Below are 19,745 nucleotides of genomic sequence, written 5' to 3'. Positions count from 1 at the left end.
TAGTGTCAGTGTTGTTGGATCCAGCGGCGGACCAGGTCGATGGTCGGGCCGGAGAACGCCTCGTCGGACTGCAGCAGGGCGAAGTCGCCGCTTCCGATGCCATCGAGCACGCTGGCGATGGCCTTGCCGTGGTCAGGCTCTTCCTGGATGTCCTTGACGCGGCTGCCCTGCGCCAGGCCGTGGCGCAGCAGCGCGCGCGCCTCGCCCTCGGGACGCTTGCTGCGCACGGTCGTGTCGTCGTAGAGGACCACGCGGTCGAATGCGTCGCCGAGCAGCTTGCCTTGGTCGATCAGGTCCGCGTCGCGGCGGTCCGCGCCGGCCGAGTAGACCGCGGCGCGCTTGCCGGAAGGAAACTGGTCGATGGCGGCGATCAGCGGGCGCAGCGCCGACGCGTTATGCACGTCGTCCACGACGACGGTCGCGCCATTGCGCTCGAACAGCGTGAACTGCCACGGGGCATCGGCCTGATCGATGTCGAAGGTCTCGATGCCGGCGCGGATCAATTCAACGGGAATGTCCAGCGCCCAGGCCGAACCCACGGCCGCCAGCACGTTCTCGACCTGGAAGGCCACGCGGCCGCCGTGCGTCAGCGGAATGGCGGCGACGTCGGCCAGGCGTTCCTCATGGCTGCCTCGGGCCAGCACGATGCTGCCGTCGCGCACGAACACCGCGCGCCCGTCCTGGGCCAGATGCTGCACGATGGCGGGCAGGGCGGGGTCGATGCCAAAGAAGATCACGGAACCGTCGCAGAGCTCGGCCATTTCGACCACGCGCGGATCGCGTGCATTCAGCACGGCCACGCCATCGGGCAGGACGACGTCGACCTGCGTGCGGAACACGTTGAACAGGCGCTCGGTCTCGTTGATGTCGTAGTCGCCCAGATGGTCGCCGTCATCGATGTTGGTGACGACGCCGACCTGGCAGCGGTCGTAGGCCAGGCCTTGGCCCAGGATCACGCCGCTGTCGTTCTCGATGACGGCAGCGTCCACGTTGCGGTTCATCAGAAGGCGCGTGCCCGACGCGTAGTCGGCGCGGTCGCCCTTTTGCACCAGGCGGCGGTCCAGATACAGGCCTTCGCTGCACGCCAGGCCCGTGCGCTTGCCCGACAGGTGCAAGAGGCGCGCCACCAGGCGGGCGACGACGGTCTTGCCGTTGGTGCCGGTCACGCCGACGATCGGAATGCGGCCAGCCTCGCCCTCGGGGAAGAGGTGATCGACGATGGCGCGGCCCACGGGGCGCGGCGCGCCGTCGGCGGGCTTCAGGTGCATCAGGAGACCCGGGCCGGCGTTGACTTCGACGATGGCGCCGCGCTGTTCGTCCAGGGGGCGCGTGATGTCTTCGGCCACCAGGTCCACACCGGCAATGTCCAGGCCGACGATGCGTGCCGCGAGCGTCACGGTGGCCGCGACGCTGGGGTGAACGCGGTCGGTCACGTCGAATGCGACGTTGCCGCTGCGCTGCACCAGCACGCGCTGGCCGTCGGGCGGAACGCTGTCTTCGGTCAGGCCCTGGCGCGCGATTTCCAGCCGGGCGGCGGAATCCAGGCGCACAAAATTGAGCGGATGGTTCTCGGTGCGGCCGCGGCGCGGGTCGGTGTTGATCTGGCTGTCGATGAGTTCGGTGACCGTGGACTTGCCGTCGCCCGTGACCCACGCCGGTTCGCCGGCAGCAGCGGCGACCATGCGGTTGCCCACCACCAGCAGGCGGTGTTCGTTGCCCAGCACAAAGCGTTCGACGATGACGCCGCTGCCTTCATCCACGGCGACGCGGTAGGCCGACACCACTTCCTCGCGGGTCGTCAGGTTGGTGAAGACGCCGCGGCCATGGTTGCCGTCGTAGGGCTTGACCACCACGGGCAGGCCGATGTCTTCGGCGGCGTCCCAGGCGTCTTCCTCGCTGTCGACCAGGCGCCCTTCGGGCACCGGCACGCCGCAGGTCGACAGCAGTTCCTTGGTCAGGTCCTTGTCGCGCGAGATGCCCTCGGCGATGGCGCTGGTGCGATCGGTCTCGGCCGTCCAGATGCGGCGCTGCGCCGAGCCGTAGCCGAATTGGACGAGGTTGCCCTCAAAAAGGCGGATATACGGAATGTCGCGGTCGTCGGCCGCATCCACGATGCACGCGGTGCTGGGGCCGAGGCAGTGGCGGTCGACCAGGCTGCGCAGCTTGGCGACGGTGGCGGACACGTCGAACGGGCGGTCCTCGATGGCGGCCATGACGAGGTCGCGCGCTTCGTTCAGCGCGGTGCGGGTGACCTGTTCCTGCCAGGCGCGCACCACGACTTTATAGACGCCGCGCTTGGAGGTTTCGCGCGCCTTGCCGAAGCCGCCGCGCAGGCCCGCCAGGTTCTGCAGTTCAAGCGTGACGTGCTCGAGAATGTGGCCGGGCCAGGTGCCTTCTTTCAGGCGGGCCAGGAAGCCGCCTCGCACGCCGGGGCTGCACCGGTGCTCGATCAGGGTCGGCAACCATTCGGTCAGGCGCTCATAAAATCCGGGAATCGTGTTGGAGGGGTAGTCCTCCAGTTCGCCGATATCCACCCATGCTTCAAGGACCGGACGATACGTCCAAATGTTCGGGCCGCGCAAAGCCACGACATCGATAAATTCAATGTCTTTCTTTTTCATGTTTTAATTCGCTCGAGAAGCAGGTTGGCACGCGCGGACGCCCCTATGCAAGACCGCGATTTTATTGGGGTTGCGCCTTAAGAATAATGCCAACGAGTGGGGGATCCCAGATGTTCCTAATTAGAAAAATCGGCTGATACTATACGACGCCTTCATGGCGTGAACTCGTTGTGTTGTAAGGAAGGGACACGTTTGCCGCCCCTGGCGTCAAACCGGTTGCCGCCTAGTAGGGCAGAGTCCTGGCCCGGTATGCGTTCCAATGAAAAAACCAAACCTGCTTTCCGGCCTTGCCGACGCATTTCCTGCCCGCTGGCGGGATGAAATCCGCACCGAACTGGCGGATGACGAAACCCTTCTGGCCTGGGTCGAAATAGACCTCGATCAGCGCTTGAAGTTCCAGCCGGGGCTGGTCGCCGTCACCGATAAACGGCTGATCGCCCGCCTTCCCGACGATTCCGGTTGGGAATCCTGGCCATATGGCCCCCAACTGAAGCTATCCCTCAGCGACCATGCCGGCGCCGCCGTGCTGGAACTGCATGACGACAGCGCGCGCCTTGCCGTCTGGCGGTTCACGCTGGCGTGCAATCCCGCGGCGTTGCGGCTTTTGGCGCAGTTTGAAACCCAGCAGTCCATCCGTTTGTCGGGCAAACAGGCCGAAGCGCTGGAAGAGCGCACCTGCACCATCTGTAATAACGTCATTCCTGCGGGCGAGGAAGAATGTCCGACCTGCAACCAGGAACAGGCCGCGCCGTCGACCACCTGGGCGCTGCTGCGGCTGTGGCGGTTTGCGCGGCCCTATCGCGGCCCGCTGTTTGCAGGCTTTCTGCTGACAGTGCTGGGCACCGCGGCCACGCTGGTGCCGCCGTACCTGACAATGCCCTTGATGGACGACGTGCTGATCCCGTTCCAAAACGGCGCACCCATCGATTACAGCCTGGTGCGCCTGTATTTGGGCGGTCTGCTGGGATCGGCGATCCTGGCGTGGGGGCTGGGCTGGGCGCGCACGTATATTCTGGCGTGGGTCAGCGAACGTATCGGGGCCGATCTGCGCACCACCACTTATGCGCACTTGCAGCAGCTTTCGCTTGAGTATTTCGGCGGAAAGCGCACCGGCGACCTGATTTCGCGCATCGGCAGCGAAACCGACCGCATCTGCGTGTTCCTGTCGCTGCACCTCTTGGACTTCGCCACCGACATCCTCATGATCGCGATGACGGCGGTCATCCTGATCAGCATCAATCCGTGGCTTGCGCTGGTCACGCTGGTGCCGCTGCCGTTCATCATCTGGATGATCCATGCCGTGCGCGACCGCCTGCGCCACGGCTTCGAAAAAGTCGACCGCATCTGGTCCGAGATCACCAACGTGCTGGCCGACACCATTCCCGGCATTCGCGTGGTCAAGGCGTTTGCGCAGGAAAAACGCGAGGTCGCGCGCTTTCGCGAAGCCAACAACCGCAACCTGGAAGTCAACGATCGCGTCAACACCACGTGGTCGCTGTTCTCGCCCACCGTCACGCTGCTGACCGAAGTCGGTTTGCTGGTGGTGTGGATCTTCGGCATCTGGCAGGTCTCGCAAAAGCAGATCACCGTGGGCGTGCTGGCCGCGTTCCTGGCGTATATCGGGCGTTTCTACATGCGCCTGGATTCCATGAGCCGCATCGTGTCGGTCACGCAAAAGGCCGCTGCCGGCGCCAAGCGCATCTTCGACATCCTGGACCATGTGTCCAGCGTGCCCGAGCCGCAAAACCCCGCCAAGCTGCCGCACATCAATGGCCGCATCGAGCTGCGCGACGTCGGTTTTCGCTATGGCAACCGCCAGGTCATCCGCGGGCTGAACCTGACTATCGCGCCGGGCGAAATGATCGGGCTGGTTGGACACAGCGGTTCCGGCAAGAGCACGCTGATCAACCTGATCTGCCGCTTCTACGACGTATCCGAAGGCGCGGTGCTGGTCGATGGCGCCGACATCCGTTCGGTCCGCGTGGCCGACTACCGCCGCAATATCGGGCTGGTGCTGCAGGAGCCGTTCCTGTTCTTTGGCACCATTGCCGAGAACATCGCCTACGGCCGGCCTGACGCCACCCGTGACGAGATCGTGGCCGCGGCGCGCGCCGCGCATGCGCACGAGTTCATCCTGCGCCTGCCGCATGGCTACGACTCGCTGGTGGGCGAACGCGGTCAGGCCTTGTCGGGCGGCGAACGCCAGCGCATCTCGATCGCGCGCGCGCTGTTGATCGACCCGCGCATCCTGATCCTGGACGAAGCGACGTCGTCGGTGGACACCACGACCGAGAAAGAGATTCAGAAGGCCCTGGACAACCTGGTGCGCGGCCGCACCACGATTGCGATCGCGCACCGCCTGAGCACGCTGCGCAAGGCCGACCGCCTGGTGGTCCTGGACCGCGGCCAGATCGTGGAGCAGGGCCCGCACGAAGAATTGATGGCCCGCGAGGGCGCCTACTACCGCCTCTATCAGGCGCAGGCGCGCCAGGCGGAAGCCGACGCCCAGGCGTCGGGCAGCGAAGACATGGCCGCCGTGGCCTGACGCGGAAACGGAATAACCTCGCCATGACCTTGCCGTTCTTTCAATTGCGCCGCAACGCCTTTGGCCGCCTGGAGTTCCAGTCCGCCGACGGCGAATCGCATGAAGGCGTCCTGCCAGTGCGCGCCTTCCCGATCAGCGAGGCGGGCCGCGGCCTGTCGCTGGTGACCAGCGACGGGCACGAGCTGCTGTGGATCGAACACCTGTCCGACGTCCCCGCCGAGCCGCGCGCCCTGATCGAAGAAGAACTCGCCAGCCGCGAGTTCATGCCCGAGATCCGCAAGCTGACCAGCGTGTCCACCTACGCCACGCCCAGCGTCTGGAAGGTCGAGACCGACCGCGGCGCGACCTCGTTCACGCTGCGCGGCGAAGAAGACATCCGCCGCCTGTCCGCGCAGACGCTGCTCATCGCCGACAACCACGGCATCTTCTACCTGGTGCGCGACATCCAGTCGCTGGACAAGCACAGCCGCAAGCTGCTGGACCGGTTTCTCTGACGGTTCCGGCGGGCTTTCCAAGTCGGTGTCAGATACCCGTGCCCTTGAACGGCGTGTGCGATTCCAGTTCCCCCAGATAATCCGTCACTGCCGCGGTTTCCTCGTCCAGGAAGTTCTGGATCGCCTCGGCAAAACCGGGGTGCGCCACCCAGTGCGCTGACCACGTCGGCGTAGGCAGCAGCCCGCGCGCCATCTTGTGTTCGCCCTGCGCGCCGCCTTCGAAGCGCGCAATGCCATGCGCGATGCAATACGCGATCGACTGCATGTAGCACGTCTCGAAATGCAGTCCCGGCACGTATTCCGTCGCGCCCCAGTAGCGCCCGTACAGGGCGTCGCCGCCCGCCAGATTCAGGGCGCACGCCACCGGATCGCCGTCGCGTTCGGCCAGGATCAGCACGAAGGCGTCGGGCTGGTCGCGATGAGCCTGCTCGAAGAACTCGCGGCTCAGGTAGGGCGGGTTGCCGTGGTTGAAGTAGGTGCGGCAGTAGCAGCTGTAGAAGAAATCCAGTTCCTCCACGCCAATTTCGCCGCCGCGCAGCCAGCGGAAAGCGAGGCCCGCCGCCGCGACCTTCTTGCGGTCCTGGCGGATCTTCTTGCGCTTGTCGTGGCTCATGGCGGACAGGAACGCGTCGAAGTCGGCATAGCCCGCATTGGTCCAGTGAAACTGCACGCTCTCGCGGATCATGAAGCCGGCTTCCCGCAACGCGCGCACGTCGGCGTCGATCGGGAACAGCAGGTGCAGCGACGACACGTTGACCTCTTCGGCAAACGCGACCAGCCCGCGCACCAGCGTGGCGCGGTCTTCGTCGTTGGCCGCCAACAGCCGCGGGCCGGTGACCGGCGTGAACGGGATGGCCGACAACAGCTTCGGGTAGTAGCGCATGCCGTGCCGCTGAAAGGCGTCGGCCCACGCGTAGTCGAACACATACTCGCCGCGCGAATGCGACTTCAGGTAAAGCGGCACGGCCCCGGCCAGCACATCGTCCCGCCACAACGCCATGAAATGCGGCGCCCAGCCCGTCTGGCGCGATGCGCAGCCGGTCTCGTGCAGCGCCAGCAGAAAGGCGTGGCGCAGAAAGGGCTGATCCCCGGCCAGCGCGTCCCATTGGCGGGCGTCGATGCGGGACAGATCGGTTTCCAAGGTAAGGCGCAAGGGATCCATCCGCGAATGATAAAGTCTTCGGCAATGCCTGGCGTGCAAGCCATGGCAATGACAGGGATTTGAGGCGCCCAGGCGGCGCCCGGGAACGACGGCAACATGGACAGCAGCAAGACGGCCCCCGGCGGGCAGGAGGACGATGCGCGTTGCATCCGCGCGCAGGCGCTGGCGGCGCTGGCCGCCACGGCATGGCCCGAGAAGCTGGCGCGCGTGCGCGCCATTGCCGACGATGCGCGGCTCGATTGCGCACGCGTCTTTGCGCCGGCCGCGGGGTTGCCTGGCCGCCCGCCGCGGCCCGAACTCGTCCCGCCGGCCCAGGTCAGCCAGCGTTCCATGGCCACGCAGGAGGGCCGCGCGGCGCTCTTGCACGCGCTGGCCCACATCGAGTTCAACGCCGTGAACCTGGCGCTGGACATCATGTGGCGTTTTGCCGGCATGCCCGAGGCCTTCTACCGCGACTGGCTGCGCGTGGCGCGCGAAGAGGCGCTGCATTTCGACCTGCTGCGCCAGCGGCTGGACGCGCTGGGATTCGCCTATGGCGACTTCCCCGCGCATAACGGCTTATGGGACATGGCCGAGCGCACGCGGGACGACCTGCTCGCGCGCCTGGCGCTAGTGCCGCGCACGCTCGAGGCGCGCGGCCTGGATGCCTCGCCCATGATCCGGAACAAGCTGGCGGGCGCGGGGGATGCGCAAAGCGCGGCCATCGTGGACATCATCCTGCGCGACGAAATCGGCCATGTCGCGATCGGCAACCATTGGTACAAGCAGCAGTGCGCGCTGGCGGGCAAGGAGCCGGTCGCCTGCTACGCCGAACTGGCGGCGCGCTACCAGGCGCCCCGCCTGCGTGGCCCCTTCAACCTGGAGGCGCGGCGCGCCGCCGGATTCGACGACGACGAGCTTGCCGCGCTGCAGGCCGGCTGATTGGAAGACGGAAAAATGAACATCACGATCGACGCCCTGCTGACGGGCGCGGTGCGGCCGCTGGGCGACTCGGGGCGCGACAGCGGCATCGACAAGCAGCCGGTTGCCGAACGGCGCTGGCTGGGCCTGGAAGGGCTGGACGGGGACGAACAGGCGGACCGGCGCTTTCATGGCGGCCCGGAAAAGGCGTTGCATCACTATGCGCGCGACCACTATCCCGCATGGCGCCAGGCGCTGGGCGAACGCGCCGTGCTGCGTGCGCCCGGCGCCTTCGGCGAAAATCTTTCCACGACCGGCCTGACCGAAAGCGACGTATGCGTGGGCGACATCTATCGCGCGGGCACGGCGCTGATCCAGGTGTCGCAGGCCCGCCAGCCATGCTGGAAACTGGATCACCGGTTTCAGCACAAGGGCATGGCCGCGCAGGTTCAGGCCAGCGGCATGACGGGCTGGTATTACCGCGTGCTGCAGACGGGCTGGCTGTCCGCTGGCGACACCCTCACGCTTGCGGAGCGGCTGCATCCGCAATGGACGCTGGCGCGCGTGCAGGACATCCTGAACCGCCGGGTGCTCGATCCCGGCGTGCTGCACGCGCTTGCCGCGCTGCCCGAACTGTCGCCCAACTGGCGTGCGCTGTTTGAAAAGCGCGCTCGTGCCGGTGAAGTCGAAGACTGGACGCGGCGCCTGCAAGGCGATGCCGCGATCGCACCTCCCAAGGAATCCCAAGCATGAAATCCCTGTTGAGCGGCGCCCGCGCCGCGGTGACGACCGCCGCAGTGACGACCGCCGCGGTGACGACCGCCGCGGTAACGACCGCCGCGCTGATCCTGCCCGCGCCTGCGGCGCTGGCCGCCGACTCCTTTGCCGCCTGCCTGTCGACACTGCGGGCGCCCGCCTTGAAGGCCGGCGTCTCGGGCGCGACGTTCGACACGCATACCGCCCAGCTTGTGCCCGACATGGCGGTGATCGATCTGCTGGACGCGCAGCCGGAATTCAAGACGCCCATCTGGGACTACATGGCGGGTCTGGTGGACGACGAGCGCGTGGCCGACGGGCAGGCCGGCATGGCACGGTGGCAGGCCGAGCTGGACCGGGCCTCGGTGCGCTATGGCGTGGACCCGGCCACCATCGCCGCGGTGTGGGGCGTGGAAAGCAATTTCGGCCGCACGCTGGGCGGCCGGCCGTTGCTGACCTCGCTGTCCACGCTGTCGTGCTACGGCCGGCGGCAGGCGTATTTCCGCGGCGAGTTCTTTGCCACGCTGAAGATCATCCAGGACGAGCACATCGCGCCCGAGCGTCTTGTCGGATCCTGGGCGGGCGCCTTCGGCCAGACCCAGTTCATGCCGTCCACCTACCTGCGGTTGGCGGTGGACTTTGACGGCGATGGCCGCCGGGATCTGGTCGACAGCGTGCCGGATGCGCTGGGCTCGACGGCCAATTTCCTCAAGCGCGCGGGCTGGAATCCGGGGCTGGTCTGGGGCTATGAGGTCAAGCTGCCGGCCGGGCTGGATACGTCCGGGGCAGGCCGCAAGAACAAACGCCCGATGTCCGCGTGGGCCAGACAGGGCGTGACGCGCGCCGACGGGCAGGCGTTGCCGGCGGGCGACACCCCGGCCGGGCTGCTGCTGCCGGCCGGCCGCAACGGCCCGGCGTTTCTCGTCACGCGCAATTTCGACGCCTTGTATTCGTACAACGCGGCCGAAAGCTACGCGCTGGCGATCGCGCATCTGTCAGACCGTTTGCGGGGCGGCGGTCCGCTGTTGCAGGCCTGGCCGACGGACGATCCTGGCCTGTCGCGCGCCGAGCGGCGCGAGCTGCAGCGCCTCTTGATCGCCCGGGGTTACGACCTGGGCGAACCCGACGGCATGATCGGCGCCCGTACGCGCCAGGCCTTGCAGGCCGCCCAGCGCGAACTGGGACTGCCGCCGGACGGGCGCGCGGGCCAGAAGGCGTTGAAGGCGCTGCGGGCATCGGCGGCCCCGGCCAAAGGGTGAACCGGATCGCGTGGCCACGCGCGCGATTTACAACTTTTGCAAAGTCGTCGCCGGCGGCAACAGCATTGACGCACACCGCGCTTTTCATGGGCCTATACTGATTTCCCGACTTTTTCAGGAGCGCGGCAATGAGCCTATTGGACACTTTGGCCTCGATGGCCGGCGGCGGTCAGCAAGGCGGATCGGCCTCGCTGCTGCCCGCGCTGATCGAACAACTGAACAAGTACCCCGGCGGCCTGACCGGGCTGATCGCCAGCTTCCAGAAGGGCGGACTGGGCGAAGTCGTGGCGTCATGGGTGGGCACGGGCCAGAACCTGCCCGTCAGCCCGAGCCAGCTCGGCGCCGTGCTGGATCCCGGCGTCGTGAACGAACTGGCCGCCAAGACGGGGCAAGACGAGAGCGCCGTGCTGGATTCCCTGTCGGCCCTGCTGCCGCAACTGGTCGACAAGGCCACGCCTGACGGCGCGGTGCAACCCGGCCAATCCTTCAACCCGGCCGATCTGCTGGGTTCGCTTTCGGGCATCTTCGGCAACCGCGGATAAGGGCAGGGCAGTCTTCTGGAACATCCGCAGCTCAAGTCCCCCCTGCGCCGGCGCCTGTTTCAGGCGCTGGCCCTCGGCGCGCTGGCGCCCTTGGCGGCATGCTCGCCGCCGGTTTCCGTAAATGCCACGTTCCTGCAGCTCTGGCGCAGCCACGCGGACCTGACGGCTGACGACTGGCGGCTGCGGCTGCGCAGTTTCCGCCGGCTGGGCAGCCGCGAGATCTTCCTGCAATGGACCGGCCTGGAAGGCGGGCGGCCAGACGACTGGATGGCGCCCGGCGCGCTGCTGGACACGCTGTTCGACGAAGCCGCGCACCAGGGCCTGGGCATCCACGTCGGCCTGCCGTACGACCAGCGCTGGTGGGACGTGCTGGCCCGCGCCGACACCCCCGCGCTGGCCGCCTTCCTGGACCAGACGCGCGAGCGCGGCATCGCGTACATGCGCGAATCCGGCTGGAACCAGCGCCGCGCCTTCCGCGGATGGTATCTGCCGTATGAGCTGGAACAGTACAACTGGGCGTCCGCCGAGCGCCAGTCGCTGCTGATGCCGTGGCTGGACGCGCTGTCGCGCGCGGCGCAGGAGACCAGCGGCAACGTGCCCTGCATCTCCACCTATTTCAGCCGGCTGCCGGGCAACGGGTCGCTGGCGACACTGTGGAGCCGCATTCTGGACCACGTGGGTATCCATCCCATGATCCAGGATGGCGTGGGGGTGGCGGGGATGGACAACCTGCGCGCGCTGGCGCCGCTGCACGACATGCTGCTGGAACGCCGTGCGTCGTTCGACCTGATCCTGGAGCTCTTCGAGGAACTGCCGTCAGGCGCGACTGACGGTTCGACGTTCAAGGCCCGTCCGGCCGACTTTCCCCGGGTGTACGAGCAATGGGAAGTGGCGCGCGGCTATGGCGCCAAGCGCATCGTGGCTTTCGCGCTGGACCCGTGGGTGATCGGCGATACGCCTGAGGCGCACGCCTTGATGCAGGCCTGGATGGACGCGCGCGTCTGACGCGCGCCGCGTCAATTGAAGCTGCGGCCGATGATTTCCAGCATGACCTCGCTCGTGCCCCCGAAGATGCGCAGCGCGCGTGCATCGGCCCAGGCGCGGCCGATGCCGTATTCCGCCATGTAGCCATACCCGCCGTACAGCTGCAGCAGGTCGTCCAGGATGCTGCCCTGCATCTCGGTCGCATTGAGCTTGGCGATGGCCGCCGTCGTGGCGTCCAGCTCGCCTTCCATCATGCGCGCCAGGCAATCGTCCAGAAACACGCGCAGCATGACGCTCTGCGCGCGTGCGTTCGCCAGCTTGAAGCGCGTGTTCTGGTAGTCGATCACGCGGCGGCCAAACACCTTGCGATCGCGCGTGTATTGCGCGGCTTCGTCCAGCATCCCTTCCTGCGAGGCCGCGGCGCGTAGCGCAATGGCCAGGCGTTCGCGCGCCAGTTCGCGCGTCATGATCTCGAACGCCTGGTTGAGCGGACCCAGCAGGCAATCGGCCGGTACGCGCGCGTCGTTGAAAAAGAGCTCGCAGGTGTCCTGGCTGTGCTGGCCGATCTTGTGCAGCGGCCGGCCCTTCGTAAAGCCGGGCAGGTTTTCCGCTACACAGAAGAGCGACAGCCCGCGCGCGCCCAGGTCCGGATCGGTGCTGGCCAGCACGATGGCCAGGCCCGCGTTCACGCCATTGGTGATGAAGGTCTTTTGCCCATTGAGTACGAAGTGGTCGCCATCGCGCCGCAGGAGCGGGAGACACTTCCTCCAAAATTTGGGGTCGAAACCCGGGCGGTCGTTTCTGCCGGCAAGATAAAGCATGAAACAATAAAATTCCGTTATGAACGCCCGCGTCCACGGCGCCGTTTCATGCGGACGGAGAGGTTGCGTTGCAAAAGGGGGCGGTTGCAAGGATAATCACGATTAATTCTTATTTAGATTTCCGGGCGTCCCAGGATGGCTCGAGGTCCTTCTACCGCCGTGGCCAGCGACACGCCGTCTTCCCAGATCGAATCCCTTTACTCCCACCATCACGGATGGCTGCATGGGTGGCTGCGCCGCCGCCTGGGCGATTCGTGCGATGCGGCGGACCTGGCGCACGACGCCTTCGTGCGGCTGATCCAGAAACCCCGCCGCTTCGATAGCGCGCCCGAAGCCCGCGCCTATCTGCGCGCCATGGCCAACGGCATGTGCGTCGACCTGTGGCGCCGCCGCCAGATCGAGCAAATGTGGCTGCAAGAGCTGGCCGCGCGGCCCGAAGCCCTGGCGCCATCGGCCGAACATCAGGTCATCTTGATCCAGGCGCTGCTGGAAATCGACGGCATGCTGCGCAGCATGCCGGTCAAAGCCGCCAATGCGTTCGTCATGGCGGTCGCCTGCGAAATGTCGGATAAGGAAGTGGCGCTGGAGCTGGGCGTGTCCACCCGCATGGTGCGCAAGTACGTCGCCCAGGCGATGCTGCACTGCCTGATGCTGGAAGCGCGGTCCGCGGTGGCCGATGCGCCGGCGCGTCCGGCGGCGTCCGTGGGAACCGGTCCGGCATGAGGCGCTCGGAATCAGCAAGAGGGCCGGCATGAACGGCTTGCTGCCGCCGGCCGAACCCTCGCATCAGGCGCTGGAGCAGGCCGCAGAATGGTTTGCGTTGCTGCGCTCCGGCGAGGCCACGGCCGACGAGCGCCGGGGCTGGCAGACCTGGCTCGATCGCGCGCAGGAAAACCGGACCGCGTGGCGCTACGTCGAGCGCATCAGCAGCCATTTCCAGCCCGTCCAGACCAGTCCCAGCCGGGACTCGGCCGCCAAGGGCTTCTGTGCCGCCAATAGCCGCATGGCGCGGCGCCGCCAGATGCTGCTGGGTCTGGCTGCGCTGGCCGGCACGGGCTTGTCCGGGCTGGCGGCCTGGCGCCTCACGCCCTTGCCGGGCGCGGTGCTGGCCTGGACTGCGGATTACCGCAGCCCGTCCGGCGAGGTCCGCCGCATTGAGCTGGCCGACGGATCGGTGGTCTGGCTAAGTACCGGCAGCGCATTCGACGAGGATTACCGCGCAGGCCTGCGCCGTCTGCACCTGTTGACCGGTGAAATCTTGATACAGACCGCCGCCGACCCCGCGCGGCCATTTGTCGTCGATACGCCACAAGGACGCGTCCGTGCCCTTGGCACCCGCTTCACGGTCCGGCTGGAAGGCGACGAGACCCTGGTCGCCGTCTTCAAGGGCGCCGTCCAAGCCCGCACTGCCGCCACCGGCAGCACCCGCGTCGTCCAGACAGGCGAGCAGACGCGTTTCACGGATGCAATGCTCGCCGCCACGCAATCGGCCGATCCCGCTCGCGAAGCCTGGGCGCGCGGCATTCTGGTGACCAACGACACGCCGCTCTCCGATGTCGCCAGCGAATTGCAGCGCTATCGCGGCGGCGTAATACGCGTCGCGCCAGAGATCGCGCATCTGCCAGTCATTGGCAGCTATCCCGCCACCGACCCCGATCGGGCGCTGACCATGCTGGAAGCGGTTCTCCCGATCCGCGTCCAGCGCACCTTGCCGTGGTGGATCAGCATTCAGCCAAGAAGCGGCCCGCCCACCGGCCGCTGACGTGAACCCCGCGCTGCCGAGGCGCACCTTCGCACCCGTGGCGGCCAACGTTTGGCTCAACCCTGCGGCCGCCATTGCAGCGGCTCCCGCCCCCGCATTGCAAAAAACTTCTCCCGCCCGGTTCCGCTTTTGAGGTTCTCGTTCGATTCCCCTAATGAGAGCGAATTCAATCGCACGGCTCGTCGATAAACCTCATCGGAACCTAAGTTCGTCATGCCCCGTCATTCAGTCCCCGCCGCCGTTTGGCCGCCCCTGTCGCTTCCCCGCCTCGCAGGCGGCTTTCGCCTGACCCGCCCGGCGTGCCTCGTGCAACTGGCGATTGCGGGCGGCGTGGCGGTCCTGGCCGGGTGGGCGCCCGACGCCGCCGCGCAGACCGCGATCGTTCAACCGCCTGCGCCGGCCTCCGCGCTCGCGTCGCGGCACTATGACATTCCCGCCGGCCCGCTGGGCACGGTGCTCGCGCGCTTCGCCAGTGAATCGGGCGTGCTGGTTGCCGGCGCTGGCGAGCTCGCGCAAGGCCGCCACAGCCCCGGCGTGTCGGGCGACCTGACCCCTCAGGCTGCTCTGAACGCCTTGCTGGCCGGCACCGGTCTGGCGGCTTCACCCGCGCAAGGCGGCAGCTATGTGCTGCATCGCGCGGCGCCGGGCAGCGGCGTGGCGACGCTGGCGCCCGTCACGGTGCAGGCCGACGGCGTCGGCGCGACGGAGGGGTCGCACAGCTACGCAATGACCGGACCCTTGTCCTTTGCCACCGGCCTGCCGCTCACGCAGCGCGAGACGCCGCAAACCATCAGCGTGATGACGCGCCAGCGCATCGAGGACGAGGGCGTCGACAGCATCGAGGCGCTGCTTGATCGCACCGCCGGCATCTCGGTGCAAAACATCGGCACCGGCCGGTTCTCGATCCTCTCGCGAGGCTACAACATCGACAACTACCAGTTCGATGGCGTCCTGACCGCCACCGACATCGTGTCGCAGAACATCCCGCAGAGCCAGACAGACCTGGCCATCTACGACCGGGTCGAAGTCCTGCGCGGTGCAACCGGCCTGCTGACCGGCGCAGGCGATCCTTCGGGCACCGTCAACCTCATCCGCAAGAAGCCCACGCGTGAATTCCAGGGCTACGTCAGCGCGGGCGCCGGCACCTGGGGCCGCGGCCGCGGCGAGCTGGACGTGGGCGGCCCCATCAACGAGGCCGGTACGTTGCGCGGCCGCTTCGTTGCCGCGCACGAGCAAGGCAACACCCATATCGACTACTACAAGGAAAACAAGACGGTCTTCTACGGCGTGATGGAAGCCGACCTGACGCCCGACACGCTGCTCACGGCGGGGGTCGACTACCAGAACAACGATCCGCGCGGACAGTCGTCGTCTGGTCTCCCGCTCTTTTACAGCGACGGCCAGCAGACCGATTTCAAGGCATCCGACAACGCGGGTGCACGCTGGAACACCGACGAACTCAAGGTCTACAACGCCTTTCTCAATCTCGAGCACAAGTTCGCCAATGACTGGAAGCTCAAGTTCTCGGGCAACTACCTGCACGGTAAACGCGAGTTCTCGTCGGCCGACGCTAGTTGGGGTTTCGTCGAGCGCAACACGGGCGACGGCGTGCTGTTCTATGGCGGCCTGGGCAGCGCCCGCCAGCGCCAGACCGGCTTCGACGTGCAGGCAGCCGGACCATTCGAGTTGTGGGGGCGGCAGCACGAGTTCGTCGTGGGGATGAATTGGGCGCAGTTCAAGAACTATCACCAGCCAGCCGATGACGACATCGAAGGCCGTGCCGTCAACATCTACGACTGGGGCAACGACACGCCGAAGCCGAACGTGTCTGGCCAGAAGCTCATGGACTACGACGGCTGGCAAAAGCAGCAAGGCGTCTACTCCGCGCTGCGCCTGAAGCCCACGGATGATCTGGCCGTCATCCTGGGGGCGCGTGTCAGCAACTACCGCTACAAACTCTCGCAGATCTATACGTCGCCCGAGTGGGCGCGCAACAACAAGATCACAGAGATGAGCGAAAGCGGCGTCGTCACGCCTTACGCCGGCCTCGTCTACGACCTGAACGACCAGCATTCCGTCTACGCCAGCTACACCAGCATCTTCAAGCCACAAAGCGCCCGCGACCGCGACGGCAACGTGCTGGACCCGCGCACCGGCGACAACTACGAAATCGGCTTGAAGAGCGACTACTTCGGCGGCCGCTTGACCAGCGCCATCGCGCTCTACCAGATCCGCCAGGACAACCTGGCCGAAGTGGACGAAGGCCAGTTCGTGCCCGGCACGGTGCGAGAGCCGGCCTATCGCGCCGTCAGCGGCGCCAAGACGTCTGGCCTGGATGTCGAGCTCAACGGCGAACTGGCCCCCGGTTGGCAGGCGGCGTTGAGCTACAGCTACAGCATCACCCAGGACGGCGCGGGCGAAACCATCCGCACCATCTTCCCGCGCCACATGGCCAAGCTGTGGACCACCTACCGTCTGCCCGGCGCATGGCATCGCCTGACCGTGGGCGGCGGCGTCAACTGGCAAAGCCGCATCTACTACAGCGCCACCACCTGGTCCCTGCCCGGCGTGACCCTCAAGGGCGAGCAGCCGGCCTACGCCGTCGCCAACCTGATGGCGCGCTACGACTTCAACCGCCAGGTCTCGGCCACGCTGAACCTGAACAACGTGTTCGACAAGAAATACCTGCAGGGTCTGGACTCCACGTTCTACACCGGCATCTACGCGCCCACGCGCCACGCCATGCTGACAGTGAAGTACCAGTTCTGACGCGGGGAGCCGACTCGGCCGCCGGATGGGGGCGGGCTGACGCGGGCAGCCCAATGCGAGTAAGGTACGGGGAAGGCCTTATTGCCCGGCACACCGGCCTGTGCCGCCAGCAGGAACCCGCACACCATGAAGACACATCACGCAGCGCTGCGGCTGCTCCTTGCCGGAGCAGCCCTCGCAGCCCTCGCATCCCTCGCAGCCTGCGCCGACACGCCGCAGCAACCGCGCAGCAACGTGGACTACCGCAGCCGGCCGTTGGATTCCCCGGCAGGGGCAGATTCCAACCCGTCCGGCCAGCGCCTGACCATCCAGTCCGGCGAGGGCGAACGCTTGAATCTGCCGTGGTTCATCGAGGGCGCGCAAGACTGGATCAACCGGCAGTGACGCCGCAATGCCGGCGGGCCCGCCAGGCTCAGACGAAAAAAATCCTCAAGGATCTGCATCCTTGAGGATTTTTGGTTTCAGCTGACGTTCCAGATCGTCTTTAAGGCTTTCAGCTTCAGACTTGAGGTTTTCGATGCACTGGCGCAGGGCGTCAAGCTGCTTGCGGCGTTCTTTGTTCAAGTTGGATTCCTAGCTGATGGGTTTCGGCAAGCGCTGACTCGCCACGCTGGCCGAAACCCGCTTTTCAGCGGTTTGGATGGCTACACTTAGCCGTTCAATAGGAGGGTTTCCGCTTGAATCGATCTAAGTTTTTTTTGGTCGCTGCGCTTTCGCTTGTGGTCTTAGCAAAATCCGGCGTGGCTCTTGGGAAGCCAAGTAAGGAAGCGCTAGAACACTGCAAGGTGGAGTTACCAGGGTTCAGTGGACAGCCTATTTCCGCTTGCTATGTGCAGCTTCGAATTCATTCGGACTAACTCCGCCGAGGTAGCTGTGCCGTCGCACGGAATTGTAGAAATCATCAATGTACTCCGCCAAGCTCACTCGGGCAGCATCTCGATCAGAGTAGATATGCCTTTTGATGTGTTCCTTCTTCAGGCTGCTAAAGAAGGACTCGGCTACAGCGTTGTCCCAACAGTTTCCCCGCCTACTCATGCTCGGCTCAAGGTGATTGACCTTGCAAAAGCGCCGCCAAGCATCACTGCCATACTGAGTGCCTTGGTCTGAATGGATCAGCGTGCCCCGAGGACGTCGATGTCGTACGGCTTTGATCACAGCGTCTAAGACTAATTCTCGATGGATCGTTGGCTTTGTGGCCCAACCAATGACCTTTCTGGAAAAAAGATCCATAACTACGGCCAAGTAAAGCCATCCTTGCCACGTTCGAATGTAGGTGATGTCTGTCACCCAGGCCTCGTTGGGCTTCGAAACGGTAAATTTCCGCTGCAACAGGTTGGGGATCAGTGGTGATGGCTTGGGTGCCGGAATATGTCTTGTGCGATAACCATGCAACGCCCGCAAGCCGTTCTCTCTCATGAGTCGAGCCACTCGATGCTTACTGCACGTCTCTCCGCGTTCTCGCAAGTCTTGCAAGACGCGGGGAGCGCCGTAGATGCCATGGCTCGCCGTGAAAGAGGCACGAATCAAACGGAGAAGCCGAACGTCCTCCTGCGTCCGATCAGAAATTGGATCACTTAGCCAAGCGTAGTAGCCAGCACGCGCCACGCCAAGAACCCGGCACATAGCCGAAATGCTGTACTCGTCGCTATGGGCTTCAATGAACTTGTATGCTCGCCTTACTTTGCTTGGCGTCTTGTTCGCAGACATGGATCATCCCCAATCGGTTCAGATACTACTCTTGTCCACTGAACCCTGGTAACTCCAAGGATCTTGAGGACATGGCAGGCAAAGTGATGACGTTGCGCCAAGAGGGGGCTGCTATGTCAGAAGTCATGACGGTTGCAGCCGAGACAGGGGGCTATTGGGGAAGGTCGATCGCCACTCTTACGGAGATGGCAAGTCGCTAGAAGACCAAGATGATGCAATCGCGGAATTCAAAAACGCCGTGTTTGCCGGTTGTCTTCAGGGGCGCGACGGGTCTTAAAAAACGTCTAGTTGCTCGAAGCCGGGGTTATAGTCGCCACGCCCGGCTGGGCGTTGCCTGGCTGTGGAAGGCGTTGCGGAAGGTGAAGGCGTTGGCGACACGGTCGTCGCGGGCGTTGAAGGTGGACAGCTTCTCCGCGCCGGCCAGCGCGTCTGGGCGGGTGGAACCAGATATCAGGCCCCACCGACCCGTGACGGCTTCGATGCCGGGTACGGCCTCGTCGCCGGCGTCATGCTCTGGCGGCCGACGCACGAAGATGCCCTGGTACCGCGGCCACATGTCGTATTTGCCTAGAACACCCGGCCGGGTCACGCCGAACTTCTTTAGCAGCAGTTCGGCGTCTTTCAGCGTCTGGTAGTGGCTGCACATGCTGCCCTCGGCGAAAGTGATGGTTCAGGCTTTTTGCTGAAAGTCTCTTAATGCACCGACCAACTTGCCCATGCCCGCCTGAATTGCTTGAAGAGTGGATGTGTGAGTAAGCGGTGGGGGATACTCGGATATCGGTTCGGAATGCAGAAAACAGTAGCGGGTCACTGCATCTTCAATGTCGTCTAACGCGGTGCCCATCGTGTCATAGACCTGTCCGGCAACATGCTCACTCATCGTTGCCTTGAGCAGTACCAGGGATGACCTCAGACCCTCGACTTCTGCTGCAAAATCCTGGCCAAATGAATCCGCATCGGCAGATGCTTCTTCCAAGGTCGCCTCGCTGGGCAATTGCTGCGTGACCTGCGCCATGTACTGAATGATCGGCTCTACGATCCGTGGATACGTCACCTGTCGCATCCAAAATTCGTCGTGGATGGATTGTTTACGAGAGCGCGATGTCATGAACCACGTGAACCAGAAGCCGGCAAGAGATGCGAGCAAGGCCAGCATCGCGACGCCTTGCTTCTCCAAGAACGACTCCGCAGGCACCATCTCCACTTTGAAGGGAGTCGTGCGACCAAGATCACTCAGGGACGCGGCGGGAAGGCGCGTTGGGCTGTCCACTGGTGGTTCATTGGCGACGGAACGGGATGTTCGATCGAATGATTGGAGAGGCTCAGAGGAGTCAGCTACCGTATCCCCTTTTGCGCTCTCGGTCTCGGTGGAAACCGTCTCTAGAGATCGTCCGGCTTCCGCTTTAGACGTCGGGCTCGGTGT

16 protein-coding genes and 2 pseudogenes are annotated in these 19,745 nt (G+C 65.2%); 11 read left to right on the top strand and 7 right to left on the bottom strand.

From position 1 onward, the window contains the following. Positions 1-5 precede the first annotated feature (5 nt). A complete protein-coding gene (cphA, locus tag FBY20_RS03845; protein ID WP_142050160.1) occupies positions 6-2,621 on the bottom strand; it encodes a cyanophycin synthetase in 2,616 nt (871 codons plus the stop codon). 259 nt (positions 2,622-2,880) lie between these two features. Between cphA and FBY20_RS03840 the strand changes: the two genes are divergently transcribed. Both FBY20_RS03840 and FBY20_RS03835 read left to right on the top strand, forming a co-directional pair. After that, complete coding sequence (locus tag FBY20_RS03840; protein ID WP_056322199.1) at positions 2,881-5,166, top strand: ABC transporter ATP-binding protein; 2,286 nt, start codon at positions 2,881-2,883, stop codon at positions 5,164-5,166. A gap of 23 nt (positions 5,167-5,189) precedes the next feature. Next, the gene (locus FBY20_RS03835; RefSeq protein WP_056322203.1) at positions 5,190-5,660 is read left to right on the top strand and encodes a DUF1854 domain-containing protein; all 471 of its coding nucleotides are present in this window, start codon (positions 5,190-5,192) and stop codon (positions 5,658-5,660) included. 28 nt (positions 5,661-5,688) lie between these two features. Here FBY20_RS03835 and FBY20_RS03830 read toward each other — a convergent pair whose 3' ends face one another. Then, complete coding sequence (locus tag FBY20_RS03830; RefSeq protein WP_142050157.1) at positions 5,689-6,822, bottom strand: GNAT family N-acetyltransferase; 1,134 nt, start codon at positions 6,820-6,822, stop codon at positions 5,689-5,691. 96 nt (positions 6,823-6,918) lie between these two features. Between FBY20_RS03830 and FBY20_RS03825 the strand changes: the two genes are divergently transcribed. The 5 genes from FBY20_RS03825 (at position 6,919) to FBY20_RS03805 (ending at position 11,284) form a co-directional block, all read left to right on the top strand. Further along, positions 6,919-7,743: a ferritin-like domain-containing protein gene (locus tag FBY20_RS03825; protein WP_062838583.1), complete on the top strand. Its 825-nt coding sequence runs from the start codon at positions 6,919-6,921 to the stop codon at positions 7,741-7,743. A gap of 15 nt (positions 7,744-7,758) precedes the next feature. After that, positions 7,759-8,475: an MOSC domain-containing protein gene (locus FBY20_RS03820; protein WP_142050154.1), complete on the top strand. Its 717-nt coding sequence runs from the start codon at positions 7,759-7,761 to the stop codon at positions 8,473-8,475. Then, a complete protein-coding gene (locus FBY20_RS03815) occupies positions 8,472-9,737 on the top strand; it encodes a lytic murein transglycosylase (RefSeq protein WP_255452232.1) in 1,266 nt (421 codons plus the stop codon). The genes FBY20_RS03820 and FBY20_RS03815 overlap by 4 nt, the downstream gene beginning before the upstream one ends. Positions 9,738-9,865: 128 nt before the next feature. After that, on the top strand, positions 9,866-10,279 hold the full coding sequence (locus FBY20_RS03810) for a YidB family protein (protein WP_056322216.1): 414 nt from the start codon (positions 9,866-9,868) through the stop codon (positions 10,277-10,279). An 81-nt stretch (positions 10,280-10,360) separates the two neighbouring features. Further along, the gene (locus FBY20_RS03805; protein ID WP_370458362.1) at positions 10,361-11,284 is read left to right on the top strand and encodes a DUF4434 domain-containing protein; all 924 of its coding nucleotides are present in this window, start codon (positions 10,361-10,363) and stop codon (positions 11,282-11,284) included. Positions 11,285-11,295: 11 nt separating this feature from the next. Here the strand turns inward: FBY20_RS03805 and FBY20_RS03800 are convergent. Next, positions 11,296-12,003: pseudogene (locus FBY20_RS03800) on the bottom strand (acyl-CoA dehydrogenase family protein); the annotation flags it as partial. Positions 12,004-12,219: 216 nt separating this feature from the next. Here FBY20_RS03800 and FBY20_RS03795 point away from each other — a divergent pair. From FBY20_RS03795 to FBY20_RS03780, 4 genes are all read left to right on the top strand, one after another. Then, positions 12,220-12,807, top strand: a complete 588-nt coding sequence (locus FBY20_RS03795) for a sigma-70 family RNA polymerase sigma factor (RefSeq protein ID WP_142050148.1) — start codon at positions 12,220-12,222, stop codon at positions 12,805-12,807. Positions 12,808-12,835: 28 nt separating this feature from the next. Then, on the top strand, positions 12,836-13,846 hold the full coding sequence (locus FBY20_RS03790; RefSeq protein ID WP_142050146.1) for a FecR domain-containing protein: 1,011 nt from the start codon (positions 12,836-12,838) through the stop codon (positions 13,844-13,846). A 306-nt stretch (positions 13,847-14,152) separates the two neighbouring features. Beyond that, positions 14,153-16,615 (top strand): TonB-dependent siderophore receptor, encoded by a 2,463-nt coding sequence (locus FBY20_RS03785; RefSeq protein ID WP_255452229.1) that lies wholly within the window; start codon positions 14,153-14,155, stop codon positions 16,613-16,615. A 126-nt stretch (positions 16,616-16,741) separates the two neighbouring features. Further along, positions 16,742-16,999, top strand: a complete 258-nt coding sequence (locus FBY20_RS03780; protein WP_142050140.1) for a hypothetical protein — start codon at positions 16,742-16,744, stop codon at positions 16,997-16,999. A 45-nt stretch (positions 17,000-17,044) separates the two neighbouring features. Here the strand turns inward: FBY20_RS03780 and FBY20_RS27905 are convergent, their stop codons facing one another. The 4 genes and pseudogenes from FBY20_RS27905 to FBY20_RS03765 form a co-directional block, all read right to left on the bottom strand. Further along, entirely contained in the window at positions 17,045-17,179 is a 135-nt protein-coding gene (locus FBY20_RS27905) for a hypothetical protein (protein ID WP_255452228.1), read from the bottom strand. A 249-nt stretch (positions 17,180-17,428) separates the two neighbouring features. Beyond that, a pseudogene (locus FBY20_RS03775) lies at positions 17,429-18,292 on the bottom strand (IS3 family transposase); the annotation flags it as partial. Positions 18,293-18,626: 334 nt separating this feature from the next. Further along, the gene (locus FBY20_RS03770; protein WP_255452227.1) at positions 18,627-18,968 is read right to left on the bottom strand and encodes an SOS response-associated peptidase family protein; all 342 of its coding nucleotides are present in this window, start codon (positions 18,966-18,968) and stop codon (positions 18,627-18,629) included. Positions 18,969-18,992: 24 nt separating this feature from the next. Then, a complete protein-coding gene (locus tag FBY20_RS03765; protein ID WP_142050133.1) occupies positions 18,993-19,499 on the bottom strand; it encodes a hypothetical protein in 507 nt (168 codons plus the stop codon). Positions 19,500-19,745 lie beyond the last annotated feature (246 nt).

Origin of the sequence: Achromobacter sp. SLBN-14, assembly GCF_006715415.1 — a bacterium.
Classification (GTDB): domain Bacteria; phylum Pseudomonadota; class Gammaproteobacteria; order Burkholderiales; family Burkholderiaceae_B; genus Achromobacter; species Achromobacter mucicolens.
This window is presented reverse-complemented; position numbering and strand designations above follow the sequence as displayed.

Coding starts and splice junctions, on each gene's coding strand:
- cphA (WP_142050160.1), bottom strand. CDS start 2,621: ATGAAAAAGAAAGACATTGAATTTATCGATGTCGTGGCTTTGCGCGGC.
- FBY20_RS03840 (WP_056322199.1), top strand. CDS start 2,881: ATGAAAAAACCAAACCTGCTTTCCGGCCTTGCCGACGCATTTCCTGCC.
- FBY20_RS03835 (WP_056322203.1), top strand. CDS start 5,190: ATGACCTTGCCGTTCTTTCAATTGCGCCGCAACGCCTTTGGCCGCCTG.
- FBY20_RS03830 (WP_142050157.1), bottom strand. CDS start 6,822: ATGGATCCCTTGCGCCTTACCTTGGAAACCGATCTGTCCCGCATCGAC.
- FBY20_RS03825 (WP_062838583.1), top strand. CDS start 6,919: ATGGACAGCAGCAAGACGGCCCCCGGCGGGCAGGAGGACGATGCGCGT.
- FBY20_RS03820 (WP_142050154.1), top strand. CDS start 7,759: ATGAACATCACGATCGACGCCCTGCTGACGGGCGCGGTGCGGCCGCTG.
- FBY20_RS03815 (WP_255452232.1), top strand. CDS start 8,472: ATGAAATCCCTGTTGAGCGGCGCCCGCGCCGCGGTGACGACCGCCGCA.
- FBY20_RS03810 (WP_056322216.1), top strand. CDS start 9,866: ATGAGCCTATTGGACACTTTGGCCTCGATGGCCGGCGGCGGTCAGCAA.
- FBY20_RS03795 (WP_142050148.1), top strand. CDS start 12,220: ATGGCTCGAGGTCCTTCTACCGCCGTGGCCAGCGACACGCCGTCTTCC.
- FBY20_RS03790 (WP_142050146.1), top strand. CDS start 12,836: ATGAACGGCTTGCTGCCGCCGGCCGAACCCTCGCATCAGGCGCTGGAG.
- FBY20_RS03780 (WP_142050140.1), top strand. CDS start 16,742: ATGAAGACACATCACGCAGCGCTGCGGCTGCTCCTTGCCGGAGCAGCC.
- FBY20_RS03770 (WP_255452227.1), bottom strand. CDS start 18,968: ATGTGCAGCCACTACCAGACGCTGAAAGACGCCGAACTGCTGCTAAAG.